At 65.7% G+C, this 16,526-nt stretch carries 18 protein-coding genes; 14 read left to right on the top strand and 4 right to left on the bottom strand.

What is annotated here, in order from left to right:
• From A7G45_RS06615 to A7G45_RS06660, 10 genes are read left to right on the top strand one after another with little or no spacing between them, the layout of a single operon-like run.
• The gene (locus tag A7G45_RS06615; protein WP_260935126.1) at window positions 1-1,311 is read left to right on the top strand and encodes an MCE family protein; all 1,311 of its coding nucleotides are present in this window, start codon (window positions 1-3) and stop codon (window positions 1,309-1,311) included.
• Window positions 1,308-2,336, top strand: a complete 1,029-nt coding sequence (locus A7G45_RS06620) for an MCE family protein (RefSeq protein WP_260935127.1) — start codon at window positions 1,308-1,310, stop codon at window positions 2,334-2,336. Before A7G45_RS06615 ends, A7G45_RS06620 begins: the two co-directional genes overlap by 4 nt.
• A 17-nt stretch (window positions 2,337-2,353) precedes the next feature.
• Window positions 2,354-3,694 (top strand): MCE family protein, encoded by a 1,341-nt coding sequence (locus A7G45_RS06625; RefSeq protein ID WP_377041988.1) that lies wholly within the window; start codon window positions 2,354-2,356, stop codon window positions 3,692-3,694.
• A gap of 2 nt (window positions 3,695-3,696) precedes the next feature.
• Window positions 3,697-5,025 carry an MCE family protein gene (locus A7G45_RS06630; protein ID WP_260938020.1) on the top strand — a complete coding sequence of 443 codons (1,329 nt, stop codon included), beginning with the start codon at window positions 3,697-3,699 and terminating at the stop codon, window positions 5,023-5,025.
• Window positions 5,022-6,143, top strand: a complete 1,122-nt coding sequence (locus tag A7G45_RS06635) for a virulence factor Mce family protein (RefSeq protein WP_260935131.1) — start codon at window positions 5,022-5,024, stop codon at window positions 6,141-6,143. Before A7G45_RS06630 ends, A7G45_RS06635 begins: the two co-directional genes overlap by 4 nt.
• Window position 6,144: 1 nt before the next feature.
• Entirely contained in the window at window positions 6,145-7,614 is a 1,470-nt protein-coding gene (locus tag A7G45_RS06640; protein WP_260935132.1) for an MCE family protein, read from the top strand.
• Window positions 7,584-8,168 carry an Rv1363c family protein gene (locus tag A7G45_RS06645; protein ID WP_260935134.1) on the top strand — a complete coding sequence of 195 codons (585 nt, stop codon included), beginning with the start codon at window positions 7,584-7,586 and terminating at the stop codon, window positions 8,166-8,168. Before A7G45_RS06640 ends, A7G45_RS06645 begins: the two co-directional genes overlap by 31 nt.
• Before the next feature lie 36 nt (window positions 8,169-8,204).
• Complete coding sequence (locus tag A7G45_RS06650) at window positions 8,205-8,774, top strand: hypothetical protein (protein WP_260935136.1); 570 nt, start codon at window positions 8,205-8,207, stop codon at window positions 8,772-8,774.
• Entirely contained in the window at window positions 8,744-9,109 is a 366-nt protein-coding gene (locus A7G45_RS06655) for a DUF732 domain-containing protein (protein ID WP_260935137.1), read from the top strand. The genes A7G45_RS06650 and A7G45_RS06655 overlap by 31 nt, the downstream gene beginning before the upstream one ends.
• The gene (locus A7G45_RS06660) at window positions 9,106-9,585 is read left to right on the top strand and encodes a CAP domain-containing protein (protein ID WP_260935140.1); all 480 of its coding nucleotides are present in this window, start codon (window positions 9,106-9,108) and stop codon (window positions 9,583-9,585) included. The genes A7G45_RS06655 and A7G45_RS06660 overlap by 4 nt, the downstream gene beginning before the upstream one ends.
• Here the strand turns inward: A7G45_RS06660 and A7G45_RS06665 are convergent.
• The 3 genes from A7G45_RS06665 to A7G45_RS06675 all read right to left on the bottom strand — a co-directional run bounded on the left by A7G45_RS06665 (window position 9,570) and on the right by A7G45_RS06675 (window position 12,636).
• Complete coding sequence (locus A7G45_RS06665) at window positions 9,570-11,114, bottom strand: adenylate/guanylate cyclase domain-containing protein (RefSeq protein WP_260935142.1); 1,545 nt, start codon at window positions 11,112-11,114, stop codon at window positions 9,570-9,572. The genes A7G45_RS06660 and A7G45_RS06665 overlap by 16 nt on opposite strands.
• 63 nt (window positions 11,115-11,177) lie before the next feature.
• Entirely contained in the window at window positions 11,178-12,215 is a 1,038-nt protein-coding gene (locus tag A7G45_RS06670) for an LLM class F420-dependent oxidoreductase (RefSeq protein ID WP_260935143.1), read from the bottom strand.
• 1 nt (window position 12,216) lies between these two features.
• A complete protein-coding gene (locus tag A7G45_RS06675; protein WP_260935145.1) occupies window positions 12,217-12,636 on the bottom strand; it encodes a nuclear transport factor 2 family protein in 420 nt (139 codons plus the stop codon).
• A 110-nt stretch (window positions 12,637-12,746) separates the two neighbouring features.
• On the opposite strand from A7G45_RS06675, the gene A7G45_RS06680 reads away from it, so the two are divergent.
• The 4 genes from A7G45_RS06680 to A7G45_RS06695 are packed head-to-tail and all read left to right on the top strand — an operon-like array spanning window position 12,747 to window position 15,951.
• Window positions 12,747-13,307, top strand: a complete 561-nt coding sequence (locus A7G45_RS06680; RefSeq protein ID WP_043391796.1) for a PadR family transcriptional regulator — start codon at window positions 12,747-12,749, stop codon at window positions 13,305-13,307.
• A gap of 8 nt (window positions 13,308-13,315) precedes the next feature.
• Window positions 13,316-14,074: a helix-turn-helix domain-containing protein gene (locus A7G45_RS06685; protein ID WP_260935147.1), complete on the top strand. Its 759-nt coding sequence runs from the start codon at window positions 13,316-13,318 to the stop codon at window positions 14,072-14,074.
• A gap of 49 nt (window positions 14,075-14,123) precedes the next feature.
• The gene (locus A7G45_RS06690; protein WP_260935148.1) at window positions 14,124-14,699 is read left to right on the top strand and encodes a class I SAM-dependent methyltransferase; all 576 of its coding nucleotides are present in this window, start codon (window positions 14,124-14,126) and stop codon (window positions 14,697-14,699) included.
• Window positions 14,700-14,739: 40 nt separating this feature from the next.
• Window positions 14,740-15,951 carry a DUF7373 family lipoprotein gene (locus A7G45_RS06695; protein WP_260935150.1) on the top strand — a complete coding sequence of 404 codons (1,212 nt, stop codon included), beginning with the start codon at window positions 14,740-14,742 and terminating at the stop codon, window positions 15,949-15,951.
• Here A7G45_RS06695 and A7G45_RS06700 read toward each other — a convergent pair.
• Window positions 15,941-16,474, bottom strand: a complete 534-nt coding sequence (locus A7G45_RS06700; RefSeq protein ID WP_260935152.1) for a hypothetical protein — start codon at window positions 16,472-16,474, stop codon at window positions 15,941-15,943. The genes A7G45_RS06695 and A7G45_RS06700 overlap by 11 nt on opposite strands.
• Window positions 16,475-16,526 lie beyond the last annotated feature (52 nt).

Below are 16,526 nucleotides of genomic sequence, written 5' to 3' on the forward strand. Positions count from 1 at the left end.
ATGGCGAAGGGCGCTAACGGAACTCGGCGTGAACAGATCGACCCGATCTGGTGGGCGCCGGTGCTGGTGATCGTGGTCGTGGTGATGACCACGATGACGTGGCTGCTGTTCTCCGGCTCGCTGCGGGGATTCGTGCCGTTGACCCTGGTTTCGGATCGGGCCGGTCTGGTGATGGAAGACGGTGCGAAGGTGAAACTGCGGGGCGTGCAGATCGGCGAAGTGGAATCGATCGGCAGCCGCACCGACACTGCGGGACACGTACTTTCGAGCCTGAAACTGCGGATGGACCCCGGTCCCTTCGCGCAGCTGCCCAGCAACGTCGAAGCGCAGATCAGGTCCAGCACCGCGTTCGGCGCCAAGTATGTCGAACTCAACGTGCCCCCGACCGGTCCAAGCGGAGGCCACCTTCGGTCAGGTGCAGTGCTGCAGTCGCGGAATGTGACCGTCGAGGTCAACACGGTGTTCGAGAACCTGCAGTCGGTGGTCCAGGTGATCGACCCGACGAAGCTCAACTCGGTGCTCTCGGCGGTGGCCGAATCATTGCGCGGCAAAGGCGACGTCATCGGACAAGCCATCACCGACGCGAACCAGGTACTGCTGGCGGTGAATCCGCGCATGGAAACGGTACGCCGGGACTGGCAGTTGTTCGGCCAGACCGCGCAGGCGTATTCGACTGCGGCGCAGGACATCGTGTCCACCCTGGACTCGTTCTCGACGACCGCCACCACCATCGCGGGGCAGTCGAAAGAACTCGACGGACTCCTGTTGTCCGCCGTCGGATTCTCCCGCTCGGGCATCGACACCATCGGCGCGAACCAGACCAACCTGGTGCTGGCGACGAACCTGCTGAGGCCGACCACCGCGCTGCTCGACAAGTACTCGCCGACCTACACCTGCTTGTTCCAGGGCGCCCAGTGGTTCCTGGACCACGGCGGTCGGTATGCCATGGGCGGCAACGGGAAATCGGTGATCATGGATGCCGCGCTGCTGGCCGGTGCCGACCCCTACCGTTTCCCCGACAACCTGCCGGTCGTCAATGCCAGCGGCGGACCGGGCGGCAAACCGAGCTGCGGTTCGCTGCCCGACGTCAGCAAGAACTTCCCGGTCAAGTATCTGGTGACCGACACCGGTTTCGGTGACGGATTGGATATGCGGCCCAACCCGGGCATCGGATTCCCTGGCTTCGCCAACTACTTCCCGGTGACCAAACCACAACCGGAGCCGCCGCGAATCCGGTACCCCGGTGGCCCGGCGCCAGGGCTGCCAGGGGTTGAGATGGGTGAACCCCAACCCGATTCGGGGTCACCGTGAGAAGCCGCATCCGCGGGACCGTCACCCGCGTCGTGATCTTCACCCTGGTCAGCCTGCTCTTCATGTTCGGCCTGCTGACGGTGTTCGGGCAGTTCCGATTCGATTCGCGCGCCACCTACCAGGCGGTGTTCACCAACGTCTCGGGTCTGAAGGGCGGCAACTTCGTTCGCATCGCCGGCGTCGAGGTCGGGAAGGTCAAGAGCCTCGCCCTGCACAAGGATGGCACCGTCACCATCGACTTCGCCGTCGACCGGCAGCTGACCCTGACTGAGGGCACCACGGCGACGATCCGCTACGAGAACCTGATCGGCGACCGCTACCTGTCGCTCGACGAAGGCCCAGGGTCGGTGCGGAAACTCCTTCCGGGCCAGACGATCCCGTTGTCCCGGACCGCGCCAGCCTTGGATGTCGACGCGCTCATCGGAGGCTTCCGGCCACTGTTCCGTGCACTCGATCCGGACCAGGTCAACGCGCTGAGCGGCGAACTGCTTCGGGTGTTCCAGGGCCAGGGCGGCACCATCTCGTCGGTGCTGGCCCAGACCTCGGCGCTGACAACGACATTGGCCGGTCGGGATCAGCTCATCGGTGAGGTCATCACCAACCTCAACACCGTGGTGGGCACCTTCGCCGCCCGCGACACTCAGTTCGCCGACGGCTTGGACAAACTCTCGCAACTCGTCCAGGGCCTGGCCGAACGCAAGTCCGACATCGCCACCGGGGTCGCCAACATCAACGCGGCGACAAAATCAGTGGCAGATCTGCTGACCGCGGCTCGTGAACCCATCAAACAGACTGTGCAACAGACAGATCGGGTGTCGGGGCAGATCATGGCGGACCACGACTACGTCGACGACCTGGTGAGGACGCTGCCCGACGCATACCAGATCCTCTCGCGCAACGGGCTGTACGGCGACTACTTCGGCTTCTACCTCTGCGACGCGCTGCTCAAGCTCAACGGCAAAGGCGGACAACCCGTGTACGTCAAGGTCGCCGGCCAGGATTCCGGGCGGTGCACACCGAAATGACGCGAAAAAGGTTCAACATCAAGCCACTAGCCGAACGCAACCGGTTGGCGGTCGGTGCGACCGGCATCGTGTTGATCGTCGCCATCGTCGCCGCCGCATTCAGCTACGACAAGATCCCGTTCATCAAGGGGACGTCCGACTATCAGGCGTACTTCGCCGATGCCGGCGGCATCAAGACAGGCAGCGACGTACGGGTGTCGGGACTCGGGGTCGGGCGCGTCTCGGGAATCCATCTGGAGGGCGCCAAGGTTCTGGTCGATTTCACGGTGCGTGACGGCGTCGAACTCGGCGACCGCACCGAGGCCGCGATCAAGACCGAAACAGTGCTCGGTACCAAGGTGCTGGAGCTGACACCCCGGGGCGACCGAAACCTGGCCGGTCCCATCCCGATTGAACGCACCACGTCGCCGTACGATCTGCCCGCTGCGCTGGGTGACCTGACCACCACGATCAGTGGCCTGGACACCACCCAGCTGTCGTCGGCGCTCAAGACGCTGGCGCAGACCTTCCAGAACACCCCGCCCGATCTGAAACTGGCGTTGGAGGGCGTGGCGCGCTTCTCCGACACCCTCGGCACCCGCGATGCGAAGCTGCGCCGGCTACTCGCCGATGCCAACAAGGTCACCGGGGTGCTGGCGAAGCGCAGCGACCAGATCGCACGACTGGTGGTGAACACGGACGCGCTGCTGAGCGAGATTCTGTCGCAACGCAACTCGGTCGAGACGCTGATGGTCAATGTCAGCGCGGCCACCCAGCAGCTGTCCGGTCTGGTCAAAGACAATCGGACGCAACTCAAACCCGCCGTCGACAAGCTCAACGGCGTACTGGGCATCCTCGACAACCGCAAGAAGGAACTGCAACGCACGCTGTACCTGCTCCGCCGGTACGCAATGTCGTTCGGCGAAGTGCTGGGTGCGGGACCGTTCTTCAAAGCGTCACTGGTCAACCTGTTCCCGGGACAATTCGATCAGCCGTTCGTCGACGCGGCGTTCTCCGACCTGGGACTAGACCCGAATGTGCTGCTGCCGTCGCAACTGACCGAGCCCGGCGCCGGCCAGCCCGGTATCCCGCCCCTGCCGACGCCCTACCCACGCACCGGTCAAGGGGGACCGCCGAATCTGTTTCTGCCCGATGCGATCACCGGCAATCCGGGAGATCCGCGCTACCCGTATCGCGAGCCGTTGCCCGCACCCGCGCCGGGTGGTCCGCCGCCCGGACCGCCGGCGCTGGCCCCGGCTCCCGGTGAGGTGCCCGCACCGACCGTCCCGCCGCCCACCCCGCTGCCGCCGTCGAGCCATTCGCCCAGCGGTTCACCGGGCGTGGTTTCGGACCCGGTCTCCCCGGTGGGAGGGCGGTGACGATGGCAGTCGACCTCGGTACGAAAGAACCTCGCGGACGCGGGATTTGGCGGATCGCCATCGCAGTGAGTCTCGCTGTGACGCTGACCGTCGCGGTCACCGGACTGGCCCGATCCTGGTGGGTCACCGCCACGACGAGCACCTACGTGGCGTACTTCGCGAACACCAACGGCCTGTACACCGGCGACGACATCCGGATTCTGGGCGTCACCGTCGGCACAGTCGAAAAGATCGAACCGCAGCCGCGTGCCGCCAAGGTCACTTTCTCGGTGGACTCGCAATACGCACTGCCCGCCGACGTCCGCGCCGCAATCTTGTCGCCGTCACTGGTCAGCGCTCGGGCGATCCAGTTGGTGCCCGCCTACACCAGCGGCCCGAAGCTCGCCGCGGGGTCCACCATCGCATTGGATCGCACCGTGGTGCCGGTGGAGTGGGACGACTTCCGCCAGCAACTCGAGAAGCTGACGGATTCGCTGCAACCGACCAGCCCCGGCGGTCCCAGTACGGTAGGCGAATTCATCAACAGCGCCGCGGACAACCTGCGTGGCCAGGGAGACACCGCACGCGACACCGTGATCAAGCTGTCCCGCGCGATGTCGGCGCTCGGCGACCACAGCACCGACATCTTCAGTACCGTCCGCAATCTGCAGATGCTGGTGTCCGCACTGTCGTCGAGCAGCGACCTGCTCGCGGACTTCAACACCAACATGGCCGCCATCACCACCGCGTTGTCGAGTACGCCGAACAACATCGCCGACGCGACACGCAATCTGGACACCGCGGTCAAGGATCTGCGCGGGTTCATCGCGGAGAACCGGGAGGCGCTCGGGACCACCTTCGACCACCTGGGCGCGATCACCACGGCACTCAACGACAGCCGCACGGACCTCAAACAGGTCCTGCACATCACGCCGACGGTGTTCCAGAACTTCACCAACATCTACGACCCCGCGCAGAGCGCCATCACCGGCATCCTGGCGCCGGTCAACTTCGCCGACACCGTGCAATTCCTCTGTGGCGCAATCCAGTCCGCGGCGCGGGAGAACTTCGCTCAGTCGGCCAAGCTGTGCGTGCAGTATCTGGCGCCGATCATCAAGAACCGGCAGTACAACTTCCTGCCGATCGGCGGGAACCCGTTCGTCGGTGCAACTGCCCGGCCCAACGAAGTCACCTACAGCGAGCCGCGGCTGCGACCAGGCGGGGCTCCGCCCCAAGAGGCCCCGACGCCGGGTCCGCTGCCGGCAGAGGCGCCCGCGCCCGCGGCCGCGCCGACCGACCCGAGCCAGGGACTGGCCGGCCTCATGGTGCCGCCGCAAGGGACACAGCCATGAAGCGACTCGTGACCGTGATGCTCATCCTCGTCAGCGTGCTGGTGCTGCCGGGATGCCAATGGCGGGGCCTGAATTCACTGACGCTGCCCGGCACCGTCGGCGACGGACCGGGCTCGTATGTGATCCAAGCGCAGTTGCCCGACGTCGTGGTGATCCAGCAGAACACCCGGGTGCGGGTCGGCGACGTCAACGTCGGCAACGTCACCAAGATCGAGGTGCAGGACTGGCACGCGCTGGTCACCATGCGGATCGACGGAGATGTCCACCTGCCCGCCAACACCACCGCGAAGGTCGGGCAGACCAGCCTGCTCGGTTCGATGCACATCGAGCTCAGCCCGCCCACCAACGAGCCGCCGCAGGGACAGCTGACAAGCGGCGCGGTGATCCCATTGTCCAGGGCCGCAACGTATCCCACCACAGAGCAGGCCCTCGCGTCGGCGTCGATCCTGCTCAACGGTGGCGGGTTGGCTCAACTCCAGGAGATCAACCAGACCTTCGCGAAAGCGTTGGCCGGGCGTGAGAACGACATGCGCAGCCTGCTGACCCAGCTCGACACGTTCATCGCCCGGCTCAACGCCCAGACCGACGACATCATCTCTGCCACAGAGAGTCTGAACTCCCTGGTCGGCCAGGTCGCGGCGAACCAGCACACCGTCGACAAGGCGCTGACCACCATCCCGCAGGCATTGGCCGTGCTGGCCGAGCAGCGCGCGAACCTCGCCAACGCGATCGACGCCGTCGGACGGTTCGGCGCTGTTGCCTCGTCGACCGTGACGCAGACCAAGGAGAGCCTGGTCGCGAATCTGCGGAGCATGGTGCCCGTGCTGCGGTCGTTGGCCGATTCAGGGCCCGCGCTGACCAAGGGACTGGACTTCCTGTCGACCTACCCGTGGGTGAAGAGCAATCTGGGCAACTGGTTCCGGGGCGACTTCGCCAACATCACGATGGTCATCGACCTGACTTTGAGCAGGCTCGACAGCAGCCTGTTCACCGGAACCCGGTGGGAAGGCAACCTCACCGAACTGGAGATGCAGTGGGGCCGCACCATCGGTCAGATGCCCAGTCCATACACCGCGGGTAATCCACTGATCGCTCCCTACCACTTCGGGGGGTACTGACATGTTGCGTCTGCGCTTGTCCCGCACCGTCTGGACCCAGCTGGCGATCCTCGGTGCCGTCACCGTAGTTGCGTGCAGCGTCATGGCATTCGGGTTCGTGCACGTGCCGACGTTGCTCGGGTACGGCCGCTACACGGTGACCGTCGAACTGCCCGAATCGGGTGGCCTGTATCCGACATCGGTGGTCACCTACCGCGGCACCGAGATCGGCCGGGTCAGCGCGGTCGATGTCACCGCGGGCGGCGTCCGCGTCGAGCTGAACCTCGACTCGTCGATCAAGGTGCCTGCGGACGTGTCGGCCGCGGTCCACAGCCGCTCGGCCGTCGGCGAGCAGTTCGTCGAATTGATCCCTGCGGCAGGCCAATCCGGCAGTGGAGCGGAACTGCGTAGCGGCGCGACCATCCCGGTCGCGAAGGTACGAATTCCGCCCGACATCGGCAACCTGCTCGATGCCACCAACCGGGCGTTGGAAGCCATCCCGCAGGACAATCTGCGTACTGTCGTCGACGAAGCCGACAAGGCGGTCAGCGGGCTCGGGCCCGAGTTGTCGCGCATCGTCAACGGCTCGACGGCGCTGGCCATCGAGGCCGGCAAGAACGTCGGCCCGATCACGCAGCTGATCGACCAAAGCCCCGCGGTGCTGAACTCCCAAGTGCAGACCGCGGATTCGATCGCGACCTGGGCGCAGCGGCTGGCCTCGATCACGGGCCAGTTCAAAGCTCAGAACGTCGCATTCGCCGAACTGCTGAAGCTGGGGCAACCGACCCTGGACGAGGGCCGGGCCCTGTTCGACAGGTTCGCCCCCGCGCTACCGCTGTTGCTGGCCAACATGGTGAGCCTGGGTGACATCGCGATCACCTATCGGCACGACATCGAGCAACTGCTGGTGTTGTTCCCGCAGGGCACCGCGCTGATGTCGGCGATCGCCGTCGCCGACTCGGACCTCAAGACGCCCTACCGAGGCATCTATCTGGACTTCAAACTGAACATGAACCTGCCGCCACCGTGCAACACCGGGTTCCTGCCGATCAAACAGCAGCGGATACCCAGCGAGGTGGACTACCCGGAGCGGCCGGCCGGTGAGCTGTACTGCCGGGTGCCGCAGGATTCTGATCTGAATGTTCGCGGCGTGCGGAACATTCCGTGCGAGAACAACCCCGCCAAGCGGTCACCGACAGTTGAACTCTGCGAGAGCAACGAGCCGTACGTGCCCCTCAACGACGGTTACGTCTGGAAGGGCGACCCCAACGCCACCCTGACGGGTCAGGGGGTTCCGCAGTACGCACCGGGCACCGATCCACGGCAGCGTCCCGGTGCTCCGCCCGGACCGGCACCACCGGTGGCCTTCGTGCCCTATGACCCCGCGACCGGCGGGTACGTGGGTCCGGACGGCAAGCCGTACACCGACTCAGACCTGGCCGCCACCACGAAAGGCAAGACATGGCAGAGCATGCTGACGCCGAACAACTAGACGCAATTGCCGATCTCAGCGACACAGTCGACGAGACGGAAGTAGCGGCCAAATCGTCCTTGCGGCAACGGTTGCCGCGTATCTCACCCGTGGTTGCGGTCGGGCTGACGCTGGTGGTCGCCGTCGGTGCCCTGGTGGGCTGGCTGGGTTTGCGCGCTCACCAGGCGCAGGAGGGGCAAGCGCTGAAGAACTTGTACGTGCAGACCGCGCGCCAGGCAGCACTGAACCTGACCACGATCAGCTACACCGAGGCGGACACCGACATCCGGCGAATTCTCGATTCATCCACCGGTGCGTTCCGGGAGGACTTTCAGCGTCGGTCGGAGCCGTTCGTCGCCGTGGTGAAACAGGCCCGATCGAAATCCGAGGGCACAGTCACCGAGGCCGGCCTGGAGTCGGCGACCGGTGATGGCGCACAGGTGCTTCTCGCGGTATCGGTGCGAACGTCGTTGGCCGAGGCGCCGGCCGGACCACCGCGAAACTGGCGCATGCGGATCAGTGTCGCGAAAGACGGTGCCGGCGCGAGGATCTCCAACGTCCAGTTCGTGTCGTGAGACACCGGACGATCAGGGCAACGTGAAGGACAGATCATGACAGTGGACATCGAAGAACGCCCCGTATCGGTCGAGGCGGCCGAAGTCGTCGAGGCCGAACCTGCGGTAGTGCAGAGTGATTCGGGGAAACCGTGGGCGCGGTGGGTTGGGGTTGCGCTGGCGGCCGTGGCAATGCTCCTCGCCGTCGGTGCGGGATACCTGAAATGGCAGGATGATTCGGTGCGGCTGGCGCAGACCGCGGCCACCGAGTCGGTGCGGGTGGCCAGCGAGGGCACCATCGCGATGCTGTCCTACCGCCCGGACACCGTCGACACGGAACTCAAGGCCGCTGCTGACCGCCTGACGGGAGGCTTCCGCGGCGAGTACACGAAGCTGGTTGACACCGTCGTGGCCCCTGGGGCCAAGCAGAAGCACATCTCGGCGGTAGCGACGGTGCCTGATGCCGCGTCGGTTTCGGCTACCGAAAATCATGCGGTGGCACTGGTTTTCGTGAACCAGACCACCACCATCGGCAATGATGCTCCCACCGGTTCGACGTCGACCGTGCGGGTGACTCTCGACAAGGTGCACGATCGATGGCTGATTTCGCAGTTCGACCCGGTGTGATCCCCGGGATTCTGGTCGTGGTCGCCGCCGGATTCGGGTGGACGGCGCCGTCGGCCCTTGCCGATCCGGTGACGTACGTCAACAGCGTGAACGCGCGACCCGGCTTCAACTTCCCGAGCGGCGAGGCCGCCATCGTCTACGGGCGCGGCGTGTGCGACAAGATCTCCGCGGGCCGTAGCTATGCGCAGATCATCGGTGACATCAAGGTCGACGTCACGGGCGGCGACGAAGGCCAAGCCAATTACCTTGTCGGACAGGTTGCCAACGAACTGTGCCCCGAACTGATCGGGCCGCTGCGCGATTCCGCGGCCAACTACCGGCCAGGGGCACAGTGAGTACCCGGTTGGCCGGGGTGATCCTGGCGGTCTTCGCGTTCGGCGCCGCGCTGCCTGCGGTGGCCCACGCCGACAACTCCCGCCTGAACAACAGCGTGGTCGCGAACGTCTTCACGATTCAGCACCAGGCCGGGTGCACGAACGATGTCGCGGTCAGCCCGCAGCTGCGGCTCGCGGCGGAGTGGCACGCCAACGACGTGCTGAACAACCGCGACCTGGACGGTGACCTCGGCTCAGACGGGTCGACCCCGCAGACGCGGGCCCAGGCTGCTGGCTTCCGGGGCAAGGTGTTTCAGACGGTGGCGATCAACCGGTCGATCGCCATCAACAACCTGGACGTGCTCAACCAGTGGTACTACGACCCGCCGACCTACGCGATCATGGCCAACTGCGCCAACACGGTCATGGGTGTGTGGTCGGAGAACAGTTTCGACCGCTCGGTGGTCGTTGCCGTCTACGGTCAGCCGGGGGCGTAGAGACTCACCGTCTGGGTCTTGCCCTTGAGCGGGACTGCCGGTCTGGGCACGGTGGCCGCACGCGCCGTGGGGCTCAACAGGTCCCAGGTGTGCTGGCTCAGCAGGATCGTGTCGCCGGTCTGCCTGGTCGCCGATTCGACGCGGGCCGCGACGTTGACCGGATCACCGATGACCGTGAAGTCGAAGCGCCCGGAGCCGCCGAGGTTTCCCGCGACGACTGTGCCCGAGTTCAACCCGATGCCGACGTCGGGATCGCCGTTGCGGTCATGCAGCGCCGCGGCGATTTCGCAGGCTGCTGCCAGGGCGCGGTCGGCATGGTCCGAACAGCGCTGTGGCACACCGAAAACCGCCAGCAGCCCGTCGCCGATGAACTTGTCCACGTACCCGCCGTGCTTCCCGACGATCGGCACGACGGCTGCGAACAACCGATTCAGCATGGCGACCACGTCCCGTGCCGGTCGCTGTTCCGAGTATCCGGTGAACCCACGTACGTCCATGAACAGCGCGGTGACTTCCACTTCTTCGCCCTCTGCCAGCCGACCGCCGTCGTCGGCGAGGATGTGCTCGACGATCGCGGGATCGTGGTAGGTGCCGAATGCGCTCCGAATGCGTTCTCGTTCGGCGAGGCCTTCGGTCATGGCGTTGAATCCCGTTGCCAGTAGTCCGATTTCGTCGGTACTGGTGATCGGCACCCGGACGGTGAAGTCACCGTCACCCACCCGGTCAGCGGCCCGGCGCAGATCGCGGAGCGGCTCGGTAACCGAACGGGTGACCAACAGCAGCAGCGGCGCGGCGATGGTCAGCGAAATGACCACGGACAACCCGACGCCGATGGCCAGGGTCCGGATGGTGTGCGGCCCCACGATGCCTGCGACGATCGTGCCGGCCACGACCGCAATCAGTGGAATGGTGCCGAGGAGCCGGTACGCCAACCCGACTCGAACTCGGACCCGGTCACCGAAATCCGTGACGTGCCGGCTGATGTCGGCCAAGACCGGACGCATCATCTGTTCGGTGAGCATGGATCGCAACACCAGCCAGTAGAAGCGGAACAGTATGGCGCCAGGGATGAACAGCAGGAATCCGATCGCCGGTAGATGCTGCAGACGGATCAGCACGGCGACCCACAACAGATTCAGAGCGGCGATGAAGACCAACGACACCGGCCGCAGCATCGGCGTCACCGGCATCTCGGCCGCCGTCCGCCACATCTCGGCGGCCTCTGCGGGGTCCGGATCGTCGAACCAGCGCTGCAATTTACGCAGTTGCGGTGCGATCGCCGCATACGTCAACAGGTCGTCGATCAGATACACGGTCGCGCCGACGCTCGTGAGAATCACCAGGTCGGTGCCGGTCAGGTCGGGCGCGAACAACCGGACGAACTGCGGTCCGGCCGCTACCCAGATCGACGAGACACTGATGTAGACGAGCAGGATCGCCCGCCGTTGCAGACGGATGCCACCGCGAAGGTACGGCCGCGCCAAGAGGCGCAGCAGTACCAGGCGGCCTGGCGGGTCGTAGGTGGTCAAGGCGCCCTCCGGCTCAGGAGTGTGTGCCCATCTTCCCGTGGCCGCCCGCGGTTTGTCCTCGATCTAGACCAGGTCGCGGAGCTCTTCGATGAGCTTGACGCGGTCGGCGGTCGTCGCGCCCATCGGCACCACGTTGAGCACCGTCACGCCGGACTCCCGGAACGCGGCCACGCGTTCCTTCACGAATTCGCGGCTGCCGATCAGCGAGATGTCCCGAACCAGTTCGTCGGGAACGACTTTCGCCGCGCCGTCCTTGTCGCCGGCCAGGTACAGCTCCTGGATGCGGTCGGCTTCGGCGCCGTAGCCGTACTTGGTCGCCACGTTGTGATAGAAGTTCTTGCCCTTGGCGCCCATGCCGCCGATGTACAGCGCGATGTGGGGCTTGATGAATTCGCGCATTCCCTCGACGTTGTCGCCGATGGCGAGTGCCGGTCCGGCGTAGATGTCCATGGGCGGCAGCGTCGCGTCGCGCTTGGCGTACCCGGCCTCGAGGGCGTCGCCCCAGACGTCCTTGGCGCGTTCCGGCAGGTAGAAGATCGGCTGCCAGCCTTCGGCGATCTCCGCGGCCAACTCGACGTTCTTCGGGCCGAGTGCTGCCAGCAGCACCGGAATGCGTTCGCGCACAGGGTGGTTGATCAGCTTGAGTGACTTGCCGAGCCCGGTGCCCTGGCCCTCGGGCAGCGGGATGGTGTAGTGCTTACCCTGGTAGGCGAGTCGCTCACGGCGCCACACCTGCCGGCAGATTTCGACGACCTCGCGCGTACGCCCGATCGGGTTGTCGTAGGGCACGCCGTGGAAGCCCTCGATCACCTGCGGGCCCGAAGCGCCGAGGCCCAGGATGTACCGGCCTTCGGACACGTAGTCGAGGCCGGCGGCGGTCATGGCCGTCAGGGTCGGGGTGCGCGTGTAGAGCTGCAGGATGCCGGAGGCCAGTTCCACCCGCTCGGTGGCGGCGGCCAGATAGCCGAGTGCGCTGACGGCGTCGAAGGAGTACGCCTCGGGGACGAAAACAACGTCCAGTCCGGCTTTTTCGAGGTCGGCGACCTCGGCCACGACCTCCTTGAAGCCGCCGGCGTAGTTGATGCCCAGACCGATCTTCATGTCACTGCTCCTTCGCGGCGAGGGCGGCGATCTCTTCGGCTGCTTCGGCTTGGATTTGTGGGAACTGGGCGCCCATCGCCTCCGACAGGGCCTGGGCGCCGGACAGCGGCCGGACCATCACCATGAAGTCGTCGATCAGGCCCTCGTCGTTCACGTGGATGAAGTCGCATCCGGTGATCTTCTTGCCGCCCACGGTGGCCTCGAAAACCAGTGCGTGGCTGCTGGTTTCGGAGTCGTTGATCTCGCGGACGTAGCGGAAGTCCTCGAAAACCCGCATCACACCGCGCAGGATGGCTGCGGTGATGGGCTTACCGGGATAGGGCTTGAACGCAACGGGGCTGGTGAACACCACGTCGTCGGCCAGACAGGCCACCATGGCGGCGGGGTCGTGGGTCTCCACGGCCTTGCGGAATGCCTGCATCGCATACCTCGCATAGTCAATTTGTTGATTAGGTATCGGTGACGCTAGCGGGACAAGCTCAGCATGTCTATATGTGACTAATCACTTTGTTGACTACTAGACTCACGGGCATGGCTCTGCGCGACGCCGTCTTGGCGGCCCTGCTCGACAGTGAGGCCTCGGGATATGACCTGGCCAAGGGCTTCGACGCGTCCGTTGCCAACTTCTGGATGGCCACCCCTCAGCAGCTGTACCGGGAGCTCGACCGCCTCGCAGCCGACGGGCTGATCGAGGCCCGGGTCGTGGAACAGGAGCGGCGGCCCAACAAGCGGATGTTCACGCTGACTGATGCCGGCCGGGCCGCGGTATATGAGTTCACCGAAGCGACGCCCAAGCCGCTGGCCATGCGCGATGACTTGCTGGTCCAGGTGTCAACCGTCGACAGCGGCAACGATGTGGCGGTGTGCGCGGGTCTGCGGGATCGAATCCAGTGGACCACAAAGCAACTCGAACTCTATGAGCGAATCCGCGCACGGATATTGGGTGGCCGTAGCGAGGCGGTGTTCTTGGCCGAGGCGGATCGGGTGGGGCCCTACCTGACGCTGATGCGCGGTATCTCGTTCGAGCAGGAGAACCTGCGGTGGGCGCAAACGGCCCTGGCGGTCATCGAGCGGCGGCAGCCGCGGCGTTAGCATCGGGTATGCCCGTCTGGGAGCTGGGTCCGGCGCAGATGATGGTCGTCGGCACCTTCGGCGACCTGGACCTTCACCACCATCCCGCGGTGCAGGTCGGCGTCGGTTTGACCGGCCCGCTGACTGTCCGGACGGACGATGTCGCGGCCCGGAGCGGATACGTCGTCGTCATCGCGAGCGGCGCCGGTCACGCGGTCTGGTCCGAACCCACCGATCAGACGTTGGCGCTCTACCTGGCGCCGCACAGCTGGCCCGGGGCGGCACTGCACGCCTTGAGTCTCAGCGAGTCCCGCGACGGCATCTGGTTTCCGTCCGGCGGTCAGCAGTTGGCGCGCGCCGTCGAGTCGGCGCTCGATGCCGGCCCGGAAACTGCCGCCGCATGTTTGGTCGACAGTCTGTGCGGTGCCCCCGAGGAACAGCCGGGACTTCATCCCCAGCTGAGGCAGGCAATGGACCTGATCTACAGCGGAACAACTGATTCCGTGGATCTGGCATCGGTCGCCCATGAGGTGGCGGTGTCGCCCGACTACCTCGGTCGCCTGTGCCGCCAGCAGACCGGGGTGTCCTTCTCGGCAGCCACCCGCTGGGCCAGACTGATTTCCGGGCTGAAGCATCTCGCCGATGGCGAACAGGTCACCGATGCCGCACACCTGGCGGGATTCGCCGACGGGTCCCATGCCAACCGGGTGTGCCGCGAGATGACCGGCGCCGCGCCGTCGGAGATCGCCCGGGCGCTGCGGAATTCGACGGATCCGTCCAAGCAGTGATGGCACCGGCGGCTCCATACTCGAAGCACCCTACGAGGAGGAGACCGCAATGCCGGTGATGTCCAAAGTCGAGCGGGCGTTCTGCTGCGGGGCCATGTGGCGAACCACCACCCGTGCCGTCCTCGACATGCTGCCCACCGATCGGCTGGGGGAGCAGCTGCTCGAAATCGGTTCGGGCAGTGGCGCAATAGCGGAGGGGCTGTCGTCGGCGCGTCCCGGCGTGTCGATCACGGCGACTGATCTGGACCCCGTCATGGTCGACGCGGCGACGCAACGACTGAAGGACAATCCGCAGGTCACGGTGCAGCGCGCCGATGCCACCCGCTTGCCGTTCGACGACGATGAATTCGATTCGGTGGTCAGTTGCCTGATGATGCACCACGTCATCGAGTGGGAGGCCGCGGTCGCCGAGATCGCCCGGGTACTCAAACCCGGCGGATTGTTCGTCGGCTACGACCTCACGCGGACACCGGTCGCCACTGTGGTTCATCGGGTGGATCGGTCGCCGTTCCGGCTGTTGAACCCCGATGAGCTGGTTGCCGAGGGGCGGAGCAATGGGCTCCGTATCGATACGAGTACCAAGGTGTTTGGGCATGTGATGCAGTTCAGTGCCACCAAGACCTGACGGTGAGTAGGTTGGTCTGCAGTCGGCGGGGGAGGAACACATGCGGGGTCTGGTCAACTGCGGAGCGGTACTCGCGGTGGCAGTGCTGGCTGCGGGCTGCGGCGGCGGGTCTACGCAGTCCAGCCCAGCCACCTCGTCCGCCAAGCCGGCGACCTCGACGGCACCGCCACCGCCGGCGATCGTCGCCCCGGCGCAGCTGAAGCCGGGGGCCTACCCGACCAAGGCGCATGAGCCGTACGGCACCGCGGGTGCCCCGGAGGTCGGCGCGAAGGTCGAGGCGCAACAGCTGGCCGGCTACGTGGTAGGGCCGTGGGAGGTCGACAGCACCCTCACCGAGCCTTATCTGTCAACGTATTTCGTGATCGATGCGCCGGGTGCGCTGGCTCAGTTCGGACCCGAGAGCATCGCCTCCGCTGCCGGCCGGCACAACTTCATCGACGGGTTCGCCTCGGCGCGGGAGTCCGCGACCAAGTCCGTGTTGATCAACGGTGTGCTGCGGTTCGCCGGACCGGCGGATGCCACCGCCGCGGCCAGCGAGATGAATACGGCGGCGCTGCAGCTCAAGATCCGCGGCGCGGAGCCGAAACCTGTTGCACTCCCCGAGCATCCGGATGCGTTGGCGTCGACGTACGACGTCGATTCCCGTGGCGCGAAGGTGACCACCGCCCGGTCGTTCACGGCGCGCGGCCCGTACGTGCTGATCCAGCTGGCGCAGTCGACAGGCGGTCCGGATCCGGCCATCGCGTTGGTGGCCAAGGCGATAGCGGCCCAGGTCCGTGCGATCGAGCCGTTCAAACCGGCGGCTGAACTGGCTGCGGTGCCGGTCGACCCGACGGGACTCCTGGCGTTGACATTGCTGACCGATGCGCCCCGCAACTCCCAGAACGCCGTCTACTCCGGTACCGGGGCCCTGCACTTCCAGAGCAACCCGATCACGTCGAGCAAGGTGTTCCAGGACAACGGCGTGACCGGGTTCGCGCGGGGGAAGACCAGTGTGTATCAGGCCAAGGACCCGTTGTCAGCGGTGAACGTGGCGAACGCCTTCGGTAAAGAGGTGTCGGTCGACGGGACCGAGACGGCCGATCCGGTGCCGGCACTGACGCTCAGCCGCTGCATCTTGTTGGCCAACCCGAAGCAGTTCTACTGTGTCGCGCCGGCAGGCAATTACGCCATCGAGGCGCGTGGCGCCGAACTGAAAGACGTGCACGAACAGGTTGCCGCGCAATACATTCTGTTGACAGCTAAGCCTTAGCGGAGCCGTTCAGCGACAGGCCGGTGGTCGACTGCAAGAGGCAGATGACCGTGCTCGGTAGCGGCGTGTGTCCCGTCCGGTCCATGTTGGAGTCGATCAGGTAGGTCGAGGTGTACCCGCCGTTCTGGCCGGTGTACTGCGTCAGACCCGCCGCGCACCGCTGATCGGCGACACCGGAGACGGCGTCGTTGACCGCGACGCTGGCCCGGAGGAAGACCTCGGCGATATGTGGTGCGGAACAGTCGACCAGGGTCACCTCCACGACGCTCGGGTCGGTGGGCGGGGGCGTGTTCAGGCAGTCGCCGACCTGCAGATCGACCCACTTGGCCTGCCGCGCATTCGGTTTGATCGGCACGATGGGGACCGGTGAGGGTGACGGGGCCGCGGTCGTGGTCGCGGCGGGCCCAGCGGGCGCTGTGCTCGCAGTGCTCGGCGATGGTGTCGCCGACGTATTCGAACCACAGGCCGCGAGCAGCGACATTGCCGCGACCTGCCACACGAGCCGATGTGGGCGAACGGTCATGCTGATCATATTAGTGCTTCGGGGCGGCAATCATGTTGATATCCAACGTGAT

This window comes from Mycolicibacterium llatzerense (assembly GCF_025331195.1).
GTDB lineage: Bacteria > Actinomycetota > Actinomycetes > Mycobacteriales > Mycobacteriaceae > Mycobacterium > Mycobacterium llatzerense.

Coding starts and splice junctions, on each gene's coding strand:
- A7G45_RS06685 (WP_260935147.1), top strand. CDS start 13,316: ATGCCCGTCTGGGAGCTGGGTCCGGCGCAGATGATGGTCGTCGGCACC.
- A7G45_RS06675 (WP_260935145.1), bottom strand. CDS start 12,636: ATGCAGGCATTCCGCAAGGCCGTGGAGACCCACGACCCCGCCGCCATG.
- A7G45_RS06650 (WP_260935136.1), top strand. CDS start 8,205: ATGACAGTGGACATCGAAGAACGCCCCGTATCGGTCGAGGCGGCCGAA.
- A7G45_RS06695 (WP_260935150.1), top strand. CDS start 14,740: ATGCGGGGTCTGGTCAACTGCGGAGCGGTACTCGCGGTGGCAGTGCTG.
- A7G45_RS06635 (WP_260935131.1), top strand. CDS start 5,022: ATGAAGCGACTCGTGACCGTGATGCTCATCCTCGTCAGCGTGCTGGTG.
- A7G45_RS06670 (WP_260935143.1), bottom strand. CDS start 12,215: ATGAAGATCGGTCTGGGCATCAACTACGCCGGCGGCTTCAAGGAGGTC.
- A7G45_RS06615 (WP_260935126.1), top strand. CDS start 1: ATGGCGAAGGGCGCTAACGGAACTCGGCGTGAACAGATCGACCCGATC.
- A7G45_RS06630 (WP_260938020.1), top strand. CDS start 3,697: ATGGCAGTCGACCTCGGTACGAAAGAACCTCGCGGACGCGGGATTTGG.
- A7G45_RS06700 (WP_260935152.1), bottom strand. CDS start 16,474: ATGACCGTTCGCCCACATCGGCTCGTGTGGCAGGTCGCGGCAATGTCG.
- A7G45_RS06645 (WP_260935134.1), top strand. CDS start 7,584: ATGGCAGAGCATGCTGACGCCGAACAACTAGACGCAATTGCCGATCTC.
- A7G45_RS06680 (WP_043391796.1), top strand. CDS start 12,747: ATGGCTCTGCGCGACGCCGTCTTGGCGGCCCTGCTCGACAGTGAGGCC.
- A7G45_RS06655 (WP_260935137.1), top strand. CDS start 8,744: ATGGCTGATTTCGCAGTTCGACCCGGTGTGATCCCCGGGATTCTGGTC.
- A7G45_RS06640 (WP_260935132.1), top strand. CDS start 6,145: ATGTTGCGTCTGCGCTTGTCCCGCACCGTCTGGACCCAGCTGGCGATC.
- A7G45_RS06690 (WP_260935148.1), top strand. CDS start 14,124: ATGCCGGTGATGTCCAAAGTCGAGCGGGCGTTCTGCTGCGGGGCCATG.